Here is a 16,936-nt window from a genome sequence, read left to right on the forward strand (position 1 = left end):
TTTGTTTTATGAAGCCAATTCCCTTACCGTCCCATGTGCATTATGAATTACTGCTACAGTTGTTGGAACGCAAAACCTTGGCAGCAGTAGAACAACAACCCGCGCTAAAAGAGCAAGTTCAGCAAATGATTATTAGTTTAAGAAAAGCTTTTGCTCAACAAAAGCAATTAGAAGATATTTGTAAACAAACTCAAGTTTCTTTTGAATGCCGATGGTCACTCAATAGTGTAGCGGCTCCTTTTGATGAATCGCCAAATATTCCCTCCCAAACACCTTCAAACGTCAATCATACATGACAGTCAAAAAAAATAAGAGCGAAAAATCCAGTATTTTGAGATAGGATTAATTTCTGCTCAAGTAGGCAAAAAGACGATCATAGGTAACGAATATGCAAAATAAACATATGTTAATGATACCAGGGCCAACACCTGTACCTGAACGAGTTTTGTTGGCAATGGCAAAACACCCCATCGGGCATCGGAGTAGCGATTTTAGTAAAGTAATTGGTGAACTTACCGAAAACCTAAAATGGTTACACCAAACCGAAAGCGATGTGCTGATGCTGACTGTCTCTGGTACTGGAGCAATGGAAGCAGGTATCATTAATTTTTTAAGTCCAGGCGATCGCGTTCTGGCTGCCGATAATGGAAAATTCGGCGAACGTTGGGTTAAACTATGTAAAGCATTTGGCTTAAATGTAGAAGTCATTTCATCGGAATGGGGCAAACCGCTAAAGAAAGAAGATTTTCAAGAAAAACTAGAAGCGGACAAAGAAAAAACCATCAAAGCGGTCATTATGACTCATTCGGAAACCTCTACAGGGGTCATCAATGACTTAGAAAGTATCAGTAAAATCGTCAAAGATCATGGCGAAGCTTTATTAATCGTTGATGCTGTGACCAGTCTTGGGGCGACCAATGTTCCCGTCGATAAATGGGGTATTGATGTCGTTGCATCTGGATCACAAAAAGGTTATATGATTCCCCCTGGAATGGGCTTTGTTTCCGTTAGTAAAAAAGCTTGGAAAGCCTATGAAACAGCTAAAATCCCCCGTTTTTACCTTGATTTAGGGAAATACAAAAAAGAAACCGATAAAAATAGTTCTCCCTATACCACGCCCGTTAACCTAATGTATGGTTTACAAGCCGCCTTACAGATGATGAAAGAAGAAGGGCTAGAGGCTATCTTTGAACGTCATCAGCGTTTAACTCAAGGAACCCGTGAAGCCATGAAAGCGATGGGTTTACCCCTATTTGGACCTGATCATTGTGCGAGTCCTGCTGTAACGGCTGTAGCCCCGACAATGGATGCCGAAAAGTTACGGTCTACACTCCGTAAAAAATTCGATATCGCTGTAGCAGGTGGCCAAGATCACCTCAAAGGTCAAATTTTCCGAATTGGTCATTTAGGCTTCGTTTGTGAACGCGATCTGCTGACGGTTATCGCAGCCCTAGAAGCGACATTACTCGATTTGGGCTACGAAGGTCTAAACCCTGGTGCTGGGGTTGCTGCGGCGGCTAAAGTGTTCAATTAATAGATATTTGTAGAGACGTGCTACGGTACGTCTTTACTATTTCTATAATAAAATTAATTATATTTTTTCTTTTTATGGTACTTCTTAACGATCTTCATCAACGTCTACAAGCAGATGATCCCGAAGAAAAACGCATCATTACAGGCGTTAGCTGGATGCAGTACGAAGCTTTACTAGCAGATTTAGGAGATAGTAATGCTTACAGAGTTGCTTATTTAGATGGAGTATTAGAAATTGTGGCCCCTAGTCGTCGTCATGAAAGCGGTAAAACTCGCCTTGGAACACTAATAGAATTGTATTTTTTAGAAACGGATACCGAATATTTTCCCACAGGTTCGACGACATTCCGCAAAGAGGAAAAACAAGCGGGAGGTGAACCCGATGAGAGTTATTGTATTGGTACTGACAAAGAATTCCCAGATTTAGCGGTTGAGGTTGTTATTACCAGTGGTGGAATTAATCGCTTAGAACTTTACAGACGGCTAGAAGTAAAAGAGGTTTGGTTTTGGCAAAATAATAATTTGTCTATTTATCATAAAAGAGAAGACATTCCTTTTGAGTTTGTGTCAACCTTTGGTTATGAGAAATTACAAAAAAGTGAATTATTACCCGATTTAGATATTGATCTTTTAACACAATGTCTGAGAATAACAAATCCTCTTGCTGCTGCTAAAGAATTTCGTAATCAACTACAACAAAGGTTGAAGAAAGCCTAAAATTCACTATCCTCAACCTACGATTTAATTTCTTTTATCTCTTGGCACTTTCCCAAGCTAGAGGCGTAAAGGTTTTCAGGGCTAAAGCGTGTATTGCTTCACTTGCCATTGCATCTTGTAAAGCACCATAAACCATTTGATGTTGTTTTACTCTAGTTTTCCCTTCAAAGGCTGCCGAAATAACGATCGCCTCTAAATGGTCGCCTCCTCCGGTTAAATCTCTAACCATGACTTCAGCGTCAGGTAACTGGGTTTGAATCATTGCTTCAACTTGTTTGAGGTTCACTCTTGTGTCTCCTAAAGGTAAAACCGCTCAGTACTATTATCCGTTATCTTTATGATTGCTTATTTATTGGGAGTAGAGGCCGCCGGTTCAGGATTCGTCGAAAAGGGCGCACTAACAAAACCTAATTCATAAAGCTGTTGATAACTCTTTTTCCCTAGTTCAGAGGTTGGATTTTGAGATTGTATCACTTGAATAAGTAAAGGTACGGCTAATTCTGGCTTATTTTGGGCCCGATGGACTAAAGCGAGTTGATAGGTGGCTTCATCACGCATTTGACCCGTTTGTAAAGCATTTTGACGCTGTGCTTCAACAATCTTATTATCAATTCCCGAAAAACTATTCGCTAACTGAAGATGAAAGTTAGATAATTGATTAAAAACTCGACGCGCTTGCTGTAACTTATCAACTGCTGAATCATATTTCCCCGCATTAATCGCATTTGTCGCATCTTGCATGATTTGTTGTGCGCCTTGAAAATTGAGAATACTATCACTTTGGGCTAAAGGACGCAGAGACTCGGTATTCTCTGGAGTTGATGGACTAGCCGAAGTCGGTGCAGGAGTGGGATTAGAACTGGGTTTTTTATTGGAAGATTGAGCAAATACGGGTGAAGCCGACAAAATAACCGCACAAATCAATAATAATATTTTTGTAGGATTTAAACTAGAAGGTTGGTTTGAATACATAATATAACTCGACTAACAGATATCGTTTAAAGCATTTGTTTACACTTGAGGTATCTTAACATCTAGCATATGAAGGTTTGTTTCAAATTTCAAAAAGCTTTGAGTCCTGATTACAGTAGTTCCTTATCTTTTAAAAAAGTTCCTTGATTTAATGATGTATAAATTTCTTTCTTTACCCGTTTCTGTTGTCTTAACTACACTTTCAACTCTTTGTCTAAGTGTTGCCCCAGCGAGCGCTACTTTACTTGTTGGAAATACTCAAGGAGACAATATTGTCATCTTCAATGAACAAACTGGAGCATTTCTAGGCGATTTTATAACTTCGGGTCAAGGAGGGTTAAAAGCCCCCGATAATTTACTTTATGGGCCTGATGGGGATCTCTATGTGAGTAGTGGTGATACAGTCGCTAACTCTGCGATTCTTCGTTATGATGGCTTAACTGGGGCGTTTAAAGGCGTATTTGCTTCAGGTGGCGGGCTGACACGTCCCTATGGTTCAGTTTTTGGCCCAGATGGCTATCTTTATGTTAGTAGCTTTCTCTCTGACGAAATTTTACGTTATGACGGAACAACTGGCGCATTTGTCGATGTTTTTGCTTCAGGAAACGGGCTAAGTGGAGGGGTAAACGGCCCGAATGGTTTACTATTTGATGGGGCAGGTAATCTTTATGTTACAACTGAAGGTAGCGTTAATGGAACTTTTCCTGGTTTACCGAGTCAAGTATTGCGTTTCAGTCCTGGTCAATCTTCTCCAACTGTTTTTATTGATCAACCGACCCCCTCACCCGATAGTTTTGGTTTTGTCAGTTTACTAGGTTTAGCCATTGGGCCAGATAATGACCTTTTTGTCAGTGATTTTGCCAATGATATTCGACGTTACGATCTCAGTACAGGACAATTTGTTAGTACTCTGGCGACAAATTATACTCAAACGGTTCCTAGTAATAATTTCATCGGTAGTTTGACTTTCGATGATAGCGGACTACTATACACGGTGGGTTTTGATTTTACTCAAAATAATGATGGTGCGATTCTCCGTTACGATGGTGTTACAGGATCTCCACTTCCTTCGTTTGGGAATCCAAGTTCTGTCTTTGTTCCGACTACGGATAAGCTTCGTCGTCCCATTGGGATTTTGTATACACCTAATCAATTGACTCCAGTTCCCGAACCCGCAGCAACGGCCGGTTTGTTTTTATTGGGAATGTTTTTTTTAGTTTCGCGTCAAAAAAGTAAGCAATAAATGAGCAAAGGGTGAGCGCATAGCCCACCCTAAGAAAAGAAATATTAGATTACTATTTAATCATGGGGCTTGCTGGCATTGAATTCGGCATCATCTCAGAAGGATTGCGAGAAATAATGGTTTGACCATCAACGGTGAGCATTGCTGCTTCAACAACTTGACCGTAATTATTTTTCATCCCCATTCCTTGCGCTTGAATGCGAGAACCCACTTTAGCTAGATTGCTTAACTGATTACCAACTTGGGGCGGAAGTTTCACTTGTGCGCCATTAGAAAGGATAATACCGTTAATTTCTCCACCTTGTCCGACGAGCCAATGTTTAGCGGTTCCTTCGACAGACATGGTACTGGAGTTCATGGACATTGAAGACATGGTTGGTGGCGTTGTCGGAGGTTGATCGACTACACTACGCTTAGTGGCACTATTGGTAATGCTATAAGCGCGGACTTCTTGACCAAAAGAACTAGACATCCCTGCTTGTCCCATAATCATCACTGTATCACCAGGTTTAACGGTGTTGACTAGACTACTAGACATATGAGGGGGAAATTTGACCTGAGTACCATTACTTAGCAGTACTCCTTCAACCATTCCTTCTCGATTCAGTAAATATTGTTCAACTTTTCCCTCCATGCGATCGCCCATCTTGTTGGGTTGAGTCATCTGATTAGACTGCTGTGGTTTCGTCGTCCCACCATTTTGATAAATTCTGCGATCGGTTGGATTAGTGCGGTTGCTTCCATCCGATTGTGTGGGGCGAGTGTCAGGATTCGCACCAGCAGGAGGAGTATTCTGCTCAGTTGAATTCATTTGATTCATCATCCCACCATTTTGATAAATTCTGCGATCGGTTGGATTGGTTCGATTGCTTCCATCCGATTGTGTGGGGCGAGTATCGGGATTCGCACCTGGAGGGGGAGTTGTTGGAGTAGATTCACTATTTGTATTCAGTTCATTTGTTCTGTTAGGAGTCGTGGAGCGAATTGGTTGATTTACACCTGCTTCGGGTTTCTGTTGTTTTAGATTAGCGGTAGCGGGGGGCATTTGACTAATTGCTAAACTACCTACAGCTAAAGCGAGCCAGAAATTTATAGATTGAGATTTACGATAAAGCATAACGAATATTTTTTATTTCATTTACGACAATCTCTCCTGTTGTATCCGAATTCTTTATGCAATAACCTGTATCTTGTGAGGTAAATCAATCTATGACGAATTTCTCCCTACAGTTCGATTTCAATCAAAGTTTTTATTAAATTAAAATTTTTAAATATTTCCGAATTAAACCAATCGTAACAGCCGGTAATTCTAGTTGTGGAGTTAATCCGACATCATCTATTTCTAAGAATATCTTAATTGATTCGGGATTCATGGCTGCTAGTCGTTTACCAATTTCAGGCCCTGTAAATTGAGATTTTTTACCCCAAATAATCGCCGTTGGTATGGTTAGTTGGGTAATATAAAGTGAGAGATCGAAACATAAATCGCCTCTAACAAAAGAAAGAGCCGCATCTTGAGCATTGGGTTGTTGTGCGGATTTTAAATAAGCTTCGACAATTTCTGGATACACTCGCTCAGGATGGGCAAATTGACGATTTTGTAAAAAAGATAAAATACCGTTAGCTGTAGCCACACCAGAATTATAGATCAATTGGTCTAATACAGGAATACTAACCAATTGTGCAAAAAAACTACGGCTATAATCTTCGCCAAAATCGGATAAACCCGCAGGAGTCGTTAAAATTAAGGCACTGAACAAATCAGGGCGCAAAATCGCGGCACGAATCGTAAAAGCGGCGGTTAATGAGGAGGCAATGACGAGCGCTTTTTCATTGTGGCAGGTTTTCTCGATAAACTCAATAATCGTTGTAATATAATCGTTAGCTTGATAGTTACGCTTTGGATGTTCTGAGCGACCCCAACCGATTAAATCGGGTGCTATTACTCTATAATCACTAGCAAAAGCGGGGTAAACTTTCGACCATTCATAAGCAGATGAACCCCCACCAAATCCATGTAAAAAAAGTAGAGTTGGTTTGGGGTGAGATTCTCCCTCTTCTGTCCAAGGTTCTAAAGTTGGGGTGTAATAGACCATTGTTCCAAGGGATGTGATAACTGATTCCTGTGCAACGCCGATAGGTTCAATCATAGTTTTTCAACGCCTTTGTTATTCAAGAATATACAGTCTTTTACCTTAAAAATGAGGCACGCTGTTTTAAAGTTATCGAATTATTAGTCCCAAAATTCGCCTCAAGCAATTTGCTAGTTCATGTGTACTATACTAAAAATCGGAGAATTGTAAACTTTTGTAACAAATATATTACTTATGTCAGGAAGTCATAAGAATATAGAGTACCTAGGTTTGGTTCGGTAAGGACTGATTGATCAGGTAAACGTAAGGATGTAGACAACTTTATCTGATCTAAATATAACGGTCAACCCCCTGTTATTTGTAGGGATAGATAGAATACACTAAATATCAAAAGATAACAGTTATTTGATCGGCTTTGTTGCATCTGACCTAAATATAAATAGGCCACAAACTCTAGAATTAATATTAAGTCTATTGGACGGTTGAAAAGAGTGGTTTCACAACTTTCTAAAAAAAATCCTTCATCTCAATCTAGCTCTTATGAGCGTTGTACAGGGGCTTACGCCCTCATCGATAGCCTAAAACGTCATGGGGTTAAGCATATTTTCGGCTACCCTGGCGGGGCAATTCTTCCGATTTATGATGAACTTTATCGGTTTGAAGCAAAAGGCGATATTCAGCATATTTTAGTGAGACACGAACAAGCTGCCGCTCATGCAGCCGATGGGTATGCTCGTGCGACGGGTAAAGTCGGTGTCTGCTTCGGGACATCAGGCCCTGGGGCGACAAACCTCGTTACAGGTATTGCTAACGCCCACATGGATTCAATTCCAATGGTTGTTATTACTGGGCAAGTTCCTCGTAATGCCATTGGTAGCGATGCTTTCCAAGAAACGGATATCTATGGAATAACTTTACCCATCGTCAAACATTCTTATGTAGCGCGTATTGCGAGTGATGTCTCTCGCATTATTGCAGAAGCTTTTCATATTGCAAGTACCGGACGACCTGGCCCCGTTTTAGTCGATATCCCAAAAGATGTAGGATTAGAAGTCTGTGACTATGTTCCTGTAGAGCCTGGAGATGTGAAGATTCCGGGTTATCGCCCCACCGTCAAAGGTCATTCAGGTCAAATTAACGCTGCATTAAATTTGATAGAAAATGCCGATCGTCCTCTATTATATGTCGGCGGAGGTGCGATCGCTTCAAATGCCCATGCTCAAATTCATGAACTCGCGGAACGCTTTGGGTTCCCCGTCACCACAACTTTGATGGGTATTGGTGCATTCGATGAACATCATCCCCTATCGGTTGGAATGTTGGGAATGCACGGTACAGCCTATGCTAACTTTGCCGTGAGTGAATGTGATTTACTCATTGCCGTAGGTGCGAGATTTGATGACCGAGTAACTGGGAAATTAGATGAATTTGCCTCCCGTGCTAAAGTCATTCATATTGATATTGACCCGGCGGAAGTGGGAAAAAACCGCGCCCCAGAAGTGCCAATTGTGGGAGATGTCAGACAAGTTCTTGAACAACTGCTATCAAAAGCCAGAGAATTAGACCACCCCACTAATCATCATCAGACCCAAGCTTGGTTAGAACGGATTGAACGTTGGAAAAATGACTATCCTCTAGATGTTCCCCACCATGATGATAGTATTTCTCCCCAAGAAGTAATTGTTGAGTTAAGTCAACAAGCTCCCCACGCTTACTATACAACCGATGTAGGTCAACATCAGATGTGGGCTGCTCAATTCCTGAAAAATGGCCCCCGTCGCTGGATTTCTAGTGCAGGACTCGGTACAATGGGCTTTGGTTTACCGGCAGCAATGGGAGCTAAAGTTGCTGTTCCTGATGAACAAGTGATTTGCATTAGTGGTGATTCTAGTTTTCAGATGAACCTACAAGAGCTTGCGACCCTAGCACAATATAAAATAAATGTCAAGACTGTGATTGTTAATAATGGTTGGCAAGGCATGGTTAGACAGTGGCAACAAGCTTTTTATGGTGAGCGTTATTCTTGCTCTAACATGGAAATTGGAATGCCAGACTTTGAACTATTGGCGAAAGCTTATAGCATCAAAGGTATTACCATCGAACATCGTGCCGATTTGTCGAATGCGATCGCTCAAATGTTAGCACATGATGGGCCAGTTTTACTGAATGTTCATGTCACCAAAGACGAAAACTGTTACCCGATGGTGGCGCCTGGTAAAAATAATACTCAAATGATTGGCCTACCCAAACAAAACGAAACGCAAAAAGAAGTTGATGTAACGACTTGTCATAATTGTGGTGCAACAAGTTCATCTAATCACAAGTTTTGTTCTGAGTGCGGTACGAAGCTATAAAAATTAACGCGAGAAATATGATTTACCCTCCTAATACAACATATTAGGGGGGTTATTTTAGGGATAATTTTATACGCAGAAAAAAGATTAGAAAACATGGCGTGAAACTTCCTAACCCAAACAAGACAATTATTGATAATAATAAATTAATTGGATATTCCCTAAATTTCAATCATTTTGAGGGACAACATAAAGCCCGGGTTTTCAAAGCAGCCCTTAATCTTGATTTAGATAACGTGGCTATTTTAAAACAAGCTTTGCTAGAGGCTGTCAAAAATTGCGATGCTGTAGCAGATAAACAAAATCAGTATGGTCAAAAATATATTATTGACTTTCCGCTCACTCATGCAGTTGACACTCCTCTCCCTAAAGGGAGAAGGATTCTTGGTTCACAGAGACTGCTTGCTTTGATAAAATTTCTTCCATCAAAGTAGAGGCATTCTCTCCCCAAGCTTTAGATCCCGTATGCCCTACGGTACTTAATCCTAATTTTAAAATGTTACGCGCTGCATTTTCGTCTCTGTCGAGGGTACAACCACAAGCACAGACATGAGTTCTAGTTGACAGAGATTTTTTCACAATTTCTCCACAACTTGAGCAATTTTGAGAAGTGTATTGAGGTGATACAGCAATAGTTATTTTGCCAAACTTAGTCCCAAAATACTCTACCCATTCTCTAAACTGATACCATGCAGCATCATTTATACTCTTGGCTAAACAATGATTTTTGACCAAATTCTTAATTCTTAAATCTTCGTAGGCAATTACATCGCTAGATGTTACTACGCACCTTGCCAACTTCACAGCAAAGTTTTTACGCTGCCTACTTACTTTAAGATGAGCTTTGGCTAATCTCTGCCTTGCTTTCCTGCGATTATTTGACCCTTTTTTCTTTTTAGATAGTCTTCTTTGCAGCCTTTTTAAACGCTTTTCTGACTTTCTTAAAAACTTAGGATTGTCTATCTTGTTTCCTTCATGGTCGGTGTAGAAAGAAGCTAAACCAACATCTAAGCCAATTACCTTACCTAATGGATTAACATCTTCTTTGATATCAACTGATAGAACAAATTGGCAATAATATCCATCGGCGCGTTTAATTAGTCTGACTCGTTTAATGTCGGACTCGTTAAAATGCCCTAAATCCCATGTCCCTTTTAACTTGAGGGTTCCAATCCCTTTTTTATCACTAAAATTGATAGTCTTAGGGCTTAAAAGTTTCCACCCAGTCGTTTTATATTCTACTGAACGAGAAAACTTTTTAAATTGAGGGTATCCCGTCTTGGAAAATTGCTTTACTTGGGGAGACCCCAAGACCGCATTTTCCGCTTTTTTACCCAATACTTTCTTTTTGCAATTATCAAAGAAGCGAGAAATGGAAGACCACGCTCGTTCAGCAGATGCTTGCCTTGCTTGAGAATTTAATTCCCCTGCAAATTTAAAATCATGAGCTAAAACTTTACAATAAGCAGATAAATCGTACTTATTCACACCTTGATTATCCATCCAATGCCTCAAGCATTTATTACGGATAAACTGAGCAGTGCGAATCGCGTCGTCTATTGCTTGATATTGTTGAGCTTTAGCTTTAATTTTAAACTCTAAAACAAACATTTACGCTGTAGTTATTAGTATAAATATATCATAACACAAAGCCGTCCTAAAGGACGGGGATGTTTTACCCAGTTTTTCGGTAAGACAGCTATGATTCATAGTGTATGGATAGTTAGAAATGATGAAAACTTTCCCCGTTTAGTCACTTGTTATGTCCTTTAGGAGATTAACCTAATGAAATTATTAGATATTGTAGCCCTTGTAGTGGACTTACCAGAAGTAGGATTATATCGAGGACAAGTTGGAACAATTGTCGAAGTTTATGAACTTGGAGTCTTTGAGGTCGAGTTTAGTGATACAACAGGTCGAGCCTATGCCATAGAAACATTAAAACAAGAACAGTTAATATTATTACATCATCAACTACTCAACACCGAAAAAATATGGGCTTAACTTGTTGGAAAACACTACAAAAAAATATAAATTTACTCACATTTTATATATATCAGCAACCCAAATTAAGGTTCATCAGCCAAAAAATAGGGGTTTGATTTCCAAACCCTTACAAAATTGGTAATAATAAATTTACCTAGAACGTAAACTGTGTTCGTAGGTTTCCGACAAAAACCGTGGGGTTATCATCGAAATTATTGGGGTTAAAAATCGTATAAAACGAAGGTACAACGGCAATATTTTTCGTAATTGGGTAGAAATAAGATGCTTCTATTTCATACTGTGTACCACCATTGCCCCGACCTGATAGCAAGTATCGACGGCCTGAAATATAATCTTGGGGAATCAAGAAAGACAAAACCCCTAATGTTCCTTCTTTAAACAAGTCTGGAAACGCTAAACCAGCTTGAATTGATTGAACACTAACCTGTCCACTTTCACGACTTTTATCAATGGGATAAATATAAGTCGCACCATAAGAATAGCGTCCAAAAATACCAAATCTTCTAGTAATTAGCCAATCAAAGTTAAAGACGACTGCATCACCAGGCGCATCTTTAATATTCCCACCAAAGCCATCATCAGCATAGCCATAGGGTAAAGGTTCGCCCACTGCACCGCCAACAAATCCATTGTAGGCTTTATTATTGGAGCGCATATATAAAAATCGTAGATTCATATTTTTAATCGGCGAAACCCCTATCTCAGTCGCAATAATATTAGATGGGTTGAATAAACCAACTTTAGGATTATTGGCTGTGTTATAACCAAACGCAGTATTTAAAAATTCATTGCTCTCACCTAAATAAGAAACTGTCCACTTGAGTTGTTTAGTAATATTCCATGCTAAAACAAACCCAGAACCTCGGTCAATCGGACTGACTAGGGTACTTCCGCTAGAATTAAAGCTACCTGCACCATTGACGAAAAATGTAAAGCGATTGTTATCAAAATAGCGATAGAAGTTAACACGAGGACCAATCACCACTTGTAGGGAATCAACCGGACGAAAACTATAAAATAATTCTCGAATTACGACATCATTCGCCGTTGGTGCGCCAGTTTGGTCAGTATAAGGAACCCCCCAAGAATTATAATAACCCGCCGAAACCAATTGGTTTGCAGGAGAATCGCCATTACCCGCGTTTAACTGAGTTACTAGAGCATCTTTTCCATTAAAAGAAGTCGTTAGGGTCAAAAGTGTGTAGTATGAAAGTGTGACTTGGGGTTGTTCCCGTTCGACAACCGATGGGAGATTAGTCGTCGGATTTCGTCTCGGTGGCGCAAAAGGACTACTCGCAACGCCTCGCTCTGCTTTAACGGAACCATCAACAAACGCCCCTGTTAAATTAAAGAAAGTTTGTCCTGTTAATTTAGTTGTTGTTGAGAACTGATGGTCTTCTAAATAAGCCACGCGATTTTCTAAATTTTCGATGCGAGTCCCCAAAACCGCTAATTCAGTCTCAAATTCTTTGGCGAGTCGGGTGAGTTTATCGATATCAGCTTTAGCAACTGCGATATTTTCTTGTAAAAGACGTTCGAGACTATTTATACAAGCATTTAAGCCCGCCGCAAATTCCCAACGGCTCATCGCTCGGTTTCCACGAAAAGTACGGTCAGGATAACCTACAATACAGCCATACTGTTCTACTAACGATCGTAACGCCTGATAAGCCCAGTCCGTCGGCTGAACATCTTTGAGTTGAGAAACAGAACTTACCTGAGACATCGCCTCTTTACCTAACAGTTGAGAAACCGAGGTGACATTAGACATTGCATCTTTGCCGCCGAATTCCGTCTGTGATAAATCATCCGCGTTGACCACCTTTGGAACCAGCAAACCCGCACTAAAAATACACACTACCGGAAGTAGTGAATTTTTGAATAATTCAATTTTACTCATGACACTCCTTACACCACAAAATCACTCTTAAGATAGATAGACAATTCTTACTTGTTATGTACCTTATTTTTCTATTTTACTGTATACAAACGATAATGGATTGCTATTCGACTTCAACTGGTTTCATTTCTTCTGTCTCAACAACGGTGGCTGTTTTATCTCTGGGCATGATTAGATTAAGTATCAGCGCAGATAGAGAACCCGTAGCAATACCCGACTCTAAAATGCTATGAGCAAGCTTGGGAAATTCTTCTAGGGCTTCAGGAATAAAAGTTACGCCTAAACCCGCCGCTAAAGAAACAGCCAAAATCACAAAAGAACGATTATCCATCGGCGCAGTTTTAAGAATATTAAATCCAGCTACTGCCACCGTGCCGAACATTAACATTACAGCACCGCCGAAGACTGGAGTCGGAATCGAGAGTAAAACACCACCAACTAAGGGAAATAGCCCCAAAAAAGAAAGAATCGCCGCAACATAGAAACCAACATAACGGCTACCCACACCCGTTAGCTGAATGATGCCGTTGTTTTGTGCTAAGGTCACAACTGGAAAAGTTGCACAAATCGCCGCAACTAAGGAGTTAAAACCATCGCCTAAAATTCCACCTTTCATTCTTCTAAAAAATGTCGCGCCAACAATGGGTTCACCACTCACCATCGAAGTCGCTGTAATATCACCAATGACTTCTAAGGTTAAAGCAACATAAATAATGGCAAAAGGCACAAAAGTACCAAAATCGAAAGCCAAACCAAAACGGAAAGGTTGAGGAATATTGAGTAAAGGTAAACTGCCCACTTTACTAAAATCAATGATACCCATCACCATCGACATGATGAAGCCAACCAGTAAACCAATGATAATCGAACCCATTTTGAGATACTTATTAGAACTGGCACTACAAAACGCGACGATCGCAAATACTGTACCCGATAAAGCCCAGTTATTCATACTCCCAAAGGTTCCACTAGCTTTAGCTGCACCGCCTCCAGCCATATAAAACATTCCCACTTTGATAAGACACAAACCAATTAGGGTGACGGCTGTTCCAGTCACCAAAGGGGTAAAAATCTTTTGTGTTAAATGCAAAAAACGACTCAGAATAATCGGGATAAATGAGCCAAAAAAGCAAAGCCCCAAAACTATGGCTAGTGTATTTTCTGGAGTTTTTCCCGCTTCGAGTGAAGTCCCAATAACCGCTAAAATTGGAGCAACAAACGCAAAGCTTGTTCCCTGAATACTCAGTAAACCCGAACCTATTGGGCCGACACGTCTAGCTTGAATAAAGGTTGCAATGCCAGATACAAAGAGTGACATTCCTAAAATGTAGCTAGATTGTTTGACATCTAGTCCCAAAGCACTCGTGATCAGTAAACCAGGTGTTACGATCGGAATGAAAATCGCACAAACGTGTTGCATGGCGACAAAAAGACCATCTACAAGCGGTGGCTTGTCGTTTAAACCATATAATAATTTTGGCGGGGCAGTCGATTCAATATGGCCCATCGTCGTTAATCCTCAAACTATGAAAAACAATACGATTGCTAAATTATTTAATAAATACCTTTTCTGCATACAATACTTTGTATACAAAAGCACATTAACTAAACTGATTTAACATAACAATTACTCAAGATTTGATTTCTCTTAAAAATCATCTTTATCGGCTGATTTTAGGTCATCATCAAGGTTGTAAGGTAGAAAAGCATTTAGTAAAAATGCCATTAAGCCACCTGTTGCTACACTAAATCACCAAATATTTTGTCTATTTTGATGCTTATTCGCCAAACTTTATGGGGCATAAGTAACTTCATTTTATTGTGTCATAGTATCTCCTAGATCTTCTTTCATGTCTCGAATCACTCATATCAATATTGATGAAAGTAGCATACTGAAAAAAAATAGTTGCATACTGTATACAAAACAACATTATGATATAAAACAGGATTAATCCAATCAATCAGACAGCCATTAAATTAAAAGCATTTCATGTATAAATTACATTAAATCAATGCAATAATTTCTGATCAAGAATTGAGACCATCTCAAAAGTTGAACAACGATCGCTGATTGTAGATGAATCCACCTGATTGTAAGTAGCGTGGTTTACATAATGCGAATGCTTTTGCCGTTAATTTAGACGGTTGAAGCGTAAAAGCAATCTAGTCAGGTTATTGTGTTAATTTTGTCCCACAAGAAAAAAGGAGATCAATTATTTATGCTCAAGTTTTTTCGCCATAGATATAGCATTTTCTTGTTTGTATTAATATTAATGTTGAATGTTTTATGGGGATATCCTAGTATAGCGAAAGCCGATAAAAAGCCAGTGCAACCGCTTTTATTTAAGCCGCCAGAAATAACGATCGCAAACATTTACTTAACAACTGCTGAGTCACAAAAAGGAGCGATGTCAACCATTGCCAAAACGAGCAAAACCTTATATAAAAAAAATCCTGGTTTTGATGGTTTTGTTGTGCTAGGTAGCAAAGACGGAAATAAAATCATTGTCTTATCCCAATGGCAAAATTTAGAGAGTTATCAAACTTATAATGCACAACCAGTAGAAGATTACAAAACAAAATATACTGACTACAAAAGTAAATTCAGTGACACAATTGTCGAAGATTATAAAGCCAAATACGCCGAGAAAACTTATACGTCATCTAAAAGCAAAACCAAAGAAACTGCACCCCCTCTAGAGCCTTCTAAAACCATTATCTTTGAACTGGAACAAACACAACCTAATAAGCGTGTTGCTGCTATTCGTAAAGATTCATTAATTCAATTGAGCGAATATACCATCAAAGATCCAGAAAATGAAACCAACGTTCTTGACTTTGTTGAAAAACTCATCCCAACTACGAATAATATGGAGCCATCTCCTCGCTCAGTTGTTTTACTAAGAAGTAGCGATCGTCAAGAAATAGCGTTACTTGCTAATTGGAATTGTAGCGCCGACTTAGAAGGATTAGAAACAACACCAAGCTTTGCTCAACTGCCCGAAGAATTAGGAGCAGTAGCCGATAATGAACAACATTTATATGAGGTATTAAAAATTATTACCCCACCACCGCCAGAACCAGAAACAGCAAGCTAAAATAGTTTTTGTAACTTGCATTTTTCGGGGTGCAAGCTAAATGAATAGCGAGAATAGATTCCGTTATTAACCCTAATCAAAGAAGTAGCAACTTAATCTTAGATAAAAGCAAGTTACATTTGTTACAAAAAAAACAGTCAAATTTGTTACATTTTTTCTAATTCTACTGAACTTTTGAACCGAAAAAACAATGACCATAACATTACCCAAAAGCCAAAAAGAATCCTTTAGCCTAAGTGTTTTTTTGATGAGTGATGGCCCAGCACGTTTTATTCTAAGTTGGGTAGCAGGATTCGTGGATACTGCCTCTTTTATCGTCTTATTTGCTTTATTTACAGCACACGTTACAGGAAACATTGCACTAGCTGGAGCCTCTGCTGCCTCAGATGAAAAAGATACTTTAACTCATTTGTTAATGATTCCGATTTTTATGGTAGCAGTAGCGATAACTTCAGTTGTTGCCCGCTATTGTCGGTACAAAAATTGGCCAGTTTTACCCGTTCTTTTGACGGCTGAAACAATTGGAATAGGCGTGTTTCTTTTCGTTGCTTCTACCCTTTCGCCTTCTTTGATGTTGGATGTTCAAGAAGACATTATATTTCCCATTGGTGCGGCGGGTGTTGTCGCAATGGCGATTCAGAATGCTTTAATGAAAGAAGCCATCACCTCATTTACAGGTTATTTTCCCACCACAGTCATGACGGGAAATACTACACAATTGACCTTAGATTTAGTTTTACTATTTATTGCGCCCGTGTTTCCCCTTTCAACCAAAACACCTAGCGTTGAAACCGAAGAAGCTAAGGCACGTATTGGTCGTGTTTTTCCCATTATTGCAGGATTCTTTTTAGGTGCAGGAGCCGCCGCTTATTCAGTCGGTACAATGGAATTTAATTGCTTGATTTTTCCCTTAATTGCGCTGGCAATTCTTACCTTTGCATCCTATGTAGATCACTTTCGCAAATCCGCAGTTAATGAAAAAGCTTAAGCCGCTAAAGTTTCAATTTTATTGAGCCAAG

General features: G+C 39.6%; 16 protein-coding genes. 9 read left to right on the top strand and 7 right to left on the bottom strand.

Annotated features, from left to right (window positions below; all coding sequences use genetic code 11):
- Nucleotides 1-8 precede the first annotated feature (8 nt).
- From C7H19_RS07820 to C7H19_RS07830, 3 genes are all read left to right on the top strand, one after another.
- Entirely contained in the window at nt 9-296 is a 288-nt protein-coding gene (locus C7H19_RS07820) for a DUF5340 domain-containing protein (RefSeq protein ID WP_106456320.1), read from the top strand.
- A gap of 92 nt (nt 297-388) precedes the next feature.
- Nucleotides 389-1,534, top strand: a complete 1,146-nt coding sequence (locus C7H19_RS07825; RefSeq protein ID WP_106456321.1) for a pyridoxal-phosphate-dependent aminotransferase family protein — start codon at nt 389-391, stop codon at nt 1,532-1,534.
- A 74-nt stretch (nt 1,535-1,608) separates the two neighbouring features.
- Nucleotides 1,609-2,250 carry a Uma2 family endonuclease gene (locus C7H19_RS07830; RefSeq protein WP_106456322.1) on the top strand — a complete coding sequence of 214 codons (642 nt, stop codon included), beginning with the start codon at nt 1,609-1,611 and terminating at the stop codon, nt 2,248-2,250.
- A gap of 34 nt (nt 2,251-2,284) precedes the next feature.
- On the opposite strand, the gene C7H19_RS07835 is transcribed toward C7H19_RS07830, so the two are convergent.
- Complete coding sequence (locus C7H19_RS07835; protein WP_106456440.1) at nt 2,285-2,512, bottom strand: BolA family protein; 228 nt, start codon at nt 2,510-2,512, stop codon at nt 2,285-2,287.
- Between the two features lie 83 nt (nt 2,513-2,595).
- A complete protein-coding gene (locus C7H19_RS07840; RefSeq protein ID WP_245927368.1) occupies nt 2,596-3,222 on the bottom strand; it encodes a tetratricopeptide repeat protein in 627 nt (208 codons plus the stop codon).
- A 151-nt stretch (nt 3,223-3,373) separates the two neighbouring features.
- Between C7H19_RS07840 and C7H19_RS07845 the strand changes: the two genes are divergently transcribed.
- Nucleotides 3,374-4,465: a Vgb family protein gene (locus C7H19_RS07845; RefSeq protein WP_106456323.1), complete on the top strand. Its 1,092-nt coding sequence runs from the start codon at nt 3,374-3,376 to the stop codon at nt 4,463-4,465.
- A 52-nt stretch (nt 4,466-4,517) separates the two neighbouring features.
- On the opposite strand, the gene C7H19_RS07850 is transcribed toward C7H19_RS07845, so the two are convergent.
- Nucleotides 4,518-5,582 (bottom strand): hypothetical protein, encoded by a 1,065-nt coding sequence (locus C7H19_RS07850; protein WP_106456324.1) that lies wholly within the window; start codon nt 5,580-5,582, stop codon nt 4,518-4,520.
- A gap of 136 nt (nt 5,583-5,718) precedes the next feature.
- On the bottom strand, nt 5,719-6,615 hold the full coding sequence (locus C7H19_RS07855; RefSeq protein WP_106456325.1) for an alpha/beta fold hydrolase: 897 nt from the start codon (nt 6,613-6,615) through the stop codon (nt 5,719-5,721).
- 434 nt (nt 6,616-7,049) lie between these two features.
- Here C7H19_RS07855 and ilvB point away from each other — a divergent pair, with 434 nt between their 5' ends.
- Together ilvB and C7H19_RS07865 are read left to right on the top strand one after the other, a co-directional pair.
- On the top strand, nt 7,050-8,912 hold the full coding sequence (gene ilvB, locus C7H19_RS07860; protein ID WP_106456326.1) for a biosynthetic-type acetolactate synthase large subunit: 1,863 nt from the start codon (nt 7,050-7,052) through the stop codon (nt 8,910-8,912).
- A gap of 101 nt (nt 8,913-9,013) precedes the next feature.
- Nucleotides 9,014-9,346, top strand: a complete 333-nt coding sequence (locus C7H19_RS07865) for a DUF6883 domain-containing protein (RefSeq protein ID WP_245927371.1) — start codon at nt 9,014-9,016, stop codon at nt 9,344-9,346.
- Here the strand turns inward: C7H19_RS07865 and C7H19_RS07870 are convergent.
- Entirely contained in the window at nt 9,279-10,523 is a 1,245-nt protein-coding gene (locus C7H19_RS07870; RefSeq protein WP_106456327.1) for an RNA-guided endonuclease InsQ/TnpB family protein, read from the bottom strand. The two genes, C7H19_RS07865 and C7H19_RS07870, sit on opposite strands and share 68 nt — an antisense overlap.
- A gap of 174 nt (nt 10,524-10,697) precedes the next feature.
- Between C7H19_RS07870 and C7H19_RS07875 the strand changes: the two genes are divergently transcribed.
- Entirely contained in the window at nt 10,698-10,916 is a 219-nt protein-coding gene (locus C7H19_RS07875; protein WP_106456328.1) for a DUF4926 domain-containing protein, read from the top strand.
- 136 nt (nt 10,917-11,052) lie between these two features.
- On the opposite strand, the gene C7H19_RS07880 is transcribed toward C7H19_RS07875, so the two are convergent.
- Together C7H19_RS07880 and C7H19_RS07885 are read right to left on the bottom strand one after the other, a co-directional pair.
- The gene (locus tag C7H19_RS07880; protein WP_425428880.1) at nt 11,053-12,690 is read right to left on the bottom strand and encodes an iron uptake porin; all 1,638 of its coding nucleotides are present in this window, start codon (nt 12,688-12,690) and stop codon (nt 11,053-11,055) included.
- 232 nt (nt 12,691-12,922) lie between these two features.
- Nucleotides 12,923-14,326, bottom strand: coding sequence for a uracil-xanthine permease family protein (locus tag C7H19_RS07885; protein WP_106456330.1), 1,404 nt, complete (start codon nt 14,324-14,326; stop codon nt 12,923-12,925).
- 766 nt (nt 14,327-15,092) lie between these two features.
- Between C7H19_RS07885 and C7H19_RS07890 the strand changes: the two genes are divergently transcribed.
- The gene (locus tag C7H19_RS07890; protein ID WP_106456331.1) at nt 15,093-15,917 is read left to right on the top strand and encodes a hypothetical protein; all 825 of its coding nucleotides are present in this window, start codon (nt 15,093-15,095) and stop codon (nt 15,915-15,917) included.
- 190 nt (nt 15,918-16,107) lie between these two features.
- Nucleotides 16,108-16,905 carry a YoaK family protein gene (locus tag C7H19_RS07895; RefSeq protein WP_106456332.1) on the top strand — a complete coding sequence of 266 codons (798 nt, stop codon included), beginning with the start codon at nt 16,108-16,110 and terminating at the stop codon, nt 16,903-16,905.
- Nucleotides 16,906-16,936 lie beyond the last annotated feature (31 nt).

The sequence above is a fragment of the Aphanothece hegewaldii CCALA 016 genome (assembly GCF_003007785.1).
Taxonomy (GTDB): Bacteria; Cyanobacteriota; Cyanobacteriia; order Cyanobacteriales; family Microcystaceae; genus Chroococcus; species Chroococcus hegewaldii.

Bases quoted from the DNA above. Each gene is read 5' to 3' on its own strand.
- C7H19_RS07820 (WP_106456320.1), top strand. From the start codon at position 9: ATGAAGCCAATTCCCTTACCGTCCCATGTGCATTATGAATTACTGCTA.
- C7H19_RS07825 (WP_106456321.1), top strand. From the start codon at position 389: ATGCAAAATAAACATATGTTAATGATACCAGGGCCAACACCTGTACCT.
- C7H19_RS07830 (WP_106456322.1), top strand. From the start codon at position 1,609: ATGGTACTTCTTAACGATCTTCATCAACGTCTACAAGCAGATGATCCC.
- C7H19_RS07835 (WP_106456440.1), bottom strand. From the start codon at position 2,512: ATGATTCAAACCCAGTTACCTGACGCTGAAGTCATGGTTAGAGATTTA.
- C7H19_RS07840 (WP_245927368.1), bottom strand. From the start codon at position 3,222: ATGTATTCAAACCAACCTTCTAGTTTAAATCCTACAAAAATATTATTA.
- C7H19_RS07845 (WP_106456323.1), top strand. From the start codon at position 3,374: ATGATGTATAAATTTCTTTCTTTACCCGTTTCTGTTGTCTTAACTACA.
- C7H19_RS07850 (WP_106456324.1), bottom strand. From the start codon at position 5,582: ATGCTTTATCGTAAATCTCAATCTATAAATTTCTGGCTCGCTTTAGCT.
- C7H19_RS07855 (WP_106456325.1), bottom strand. From the start codon at position 6,615: ATGATTGAACCTATCGGCGTTGCACAGGAATCAGTTATCACATCCCTT.
- C7H19_RS07870 (WP_106456327.1), bottom strand. From the start codon at position 10,523: ATGTTTGTTTTAGAGTTTAAAATTAAAGCTAAAGCTCAACAATATCAA.
- C7H19_RS07875 (WP_106456328.1), top strand. From the start codon at position 10,698: ATGAAATTATTAGATATTGTAGCCCTTGTAGTGGACTTACCAGAAGTA.
- C7H19_RS07880 (WP_425428880.1), bottom strand. From the start codon at position 12,690: ATGTCTAATGTCACCTCGGTTTCTCAACTGTTAGGTAAAGAGGCGATG.
- C7H19_RS07885 (WP_106456330.1), bottom strand. From the start codon at position 14,326: ATGGGCCATATTGAATCGACTGCCCCGCCAAAATTATTATATGGTTTA.
- C7H19_RS07890 (WP_106456331.1), top strand. From the start codon at position 15,093: ATGTTGAATGTTTTATGGGGATATCCTAGTATAGCGAAAGCCGATAAA.
- C7H19_RS07895 (WP_106456332.1), top strand. From the start codon at position 16,108: ATGACCATAACATTACCCAAAAGCCAAAAAGAATCCTTTAGCCTAAGT.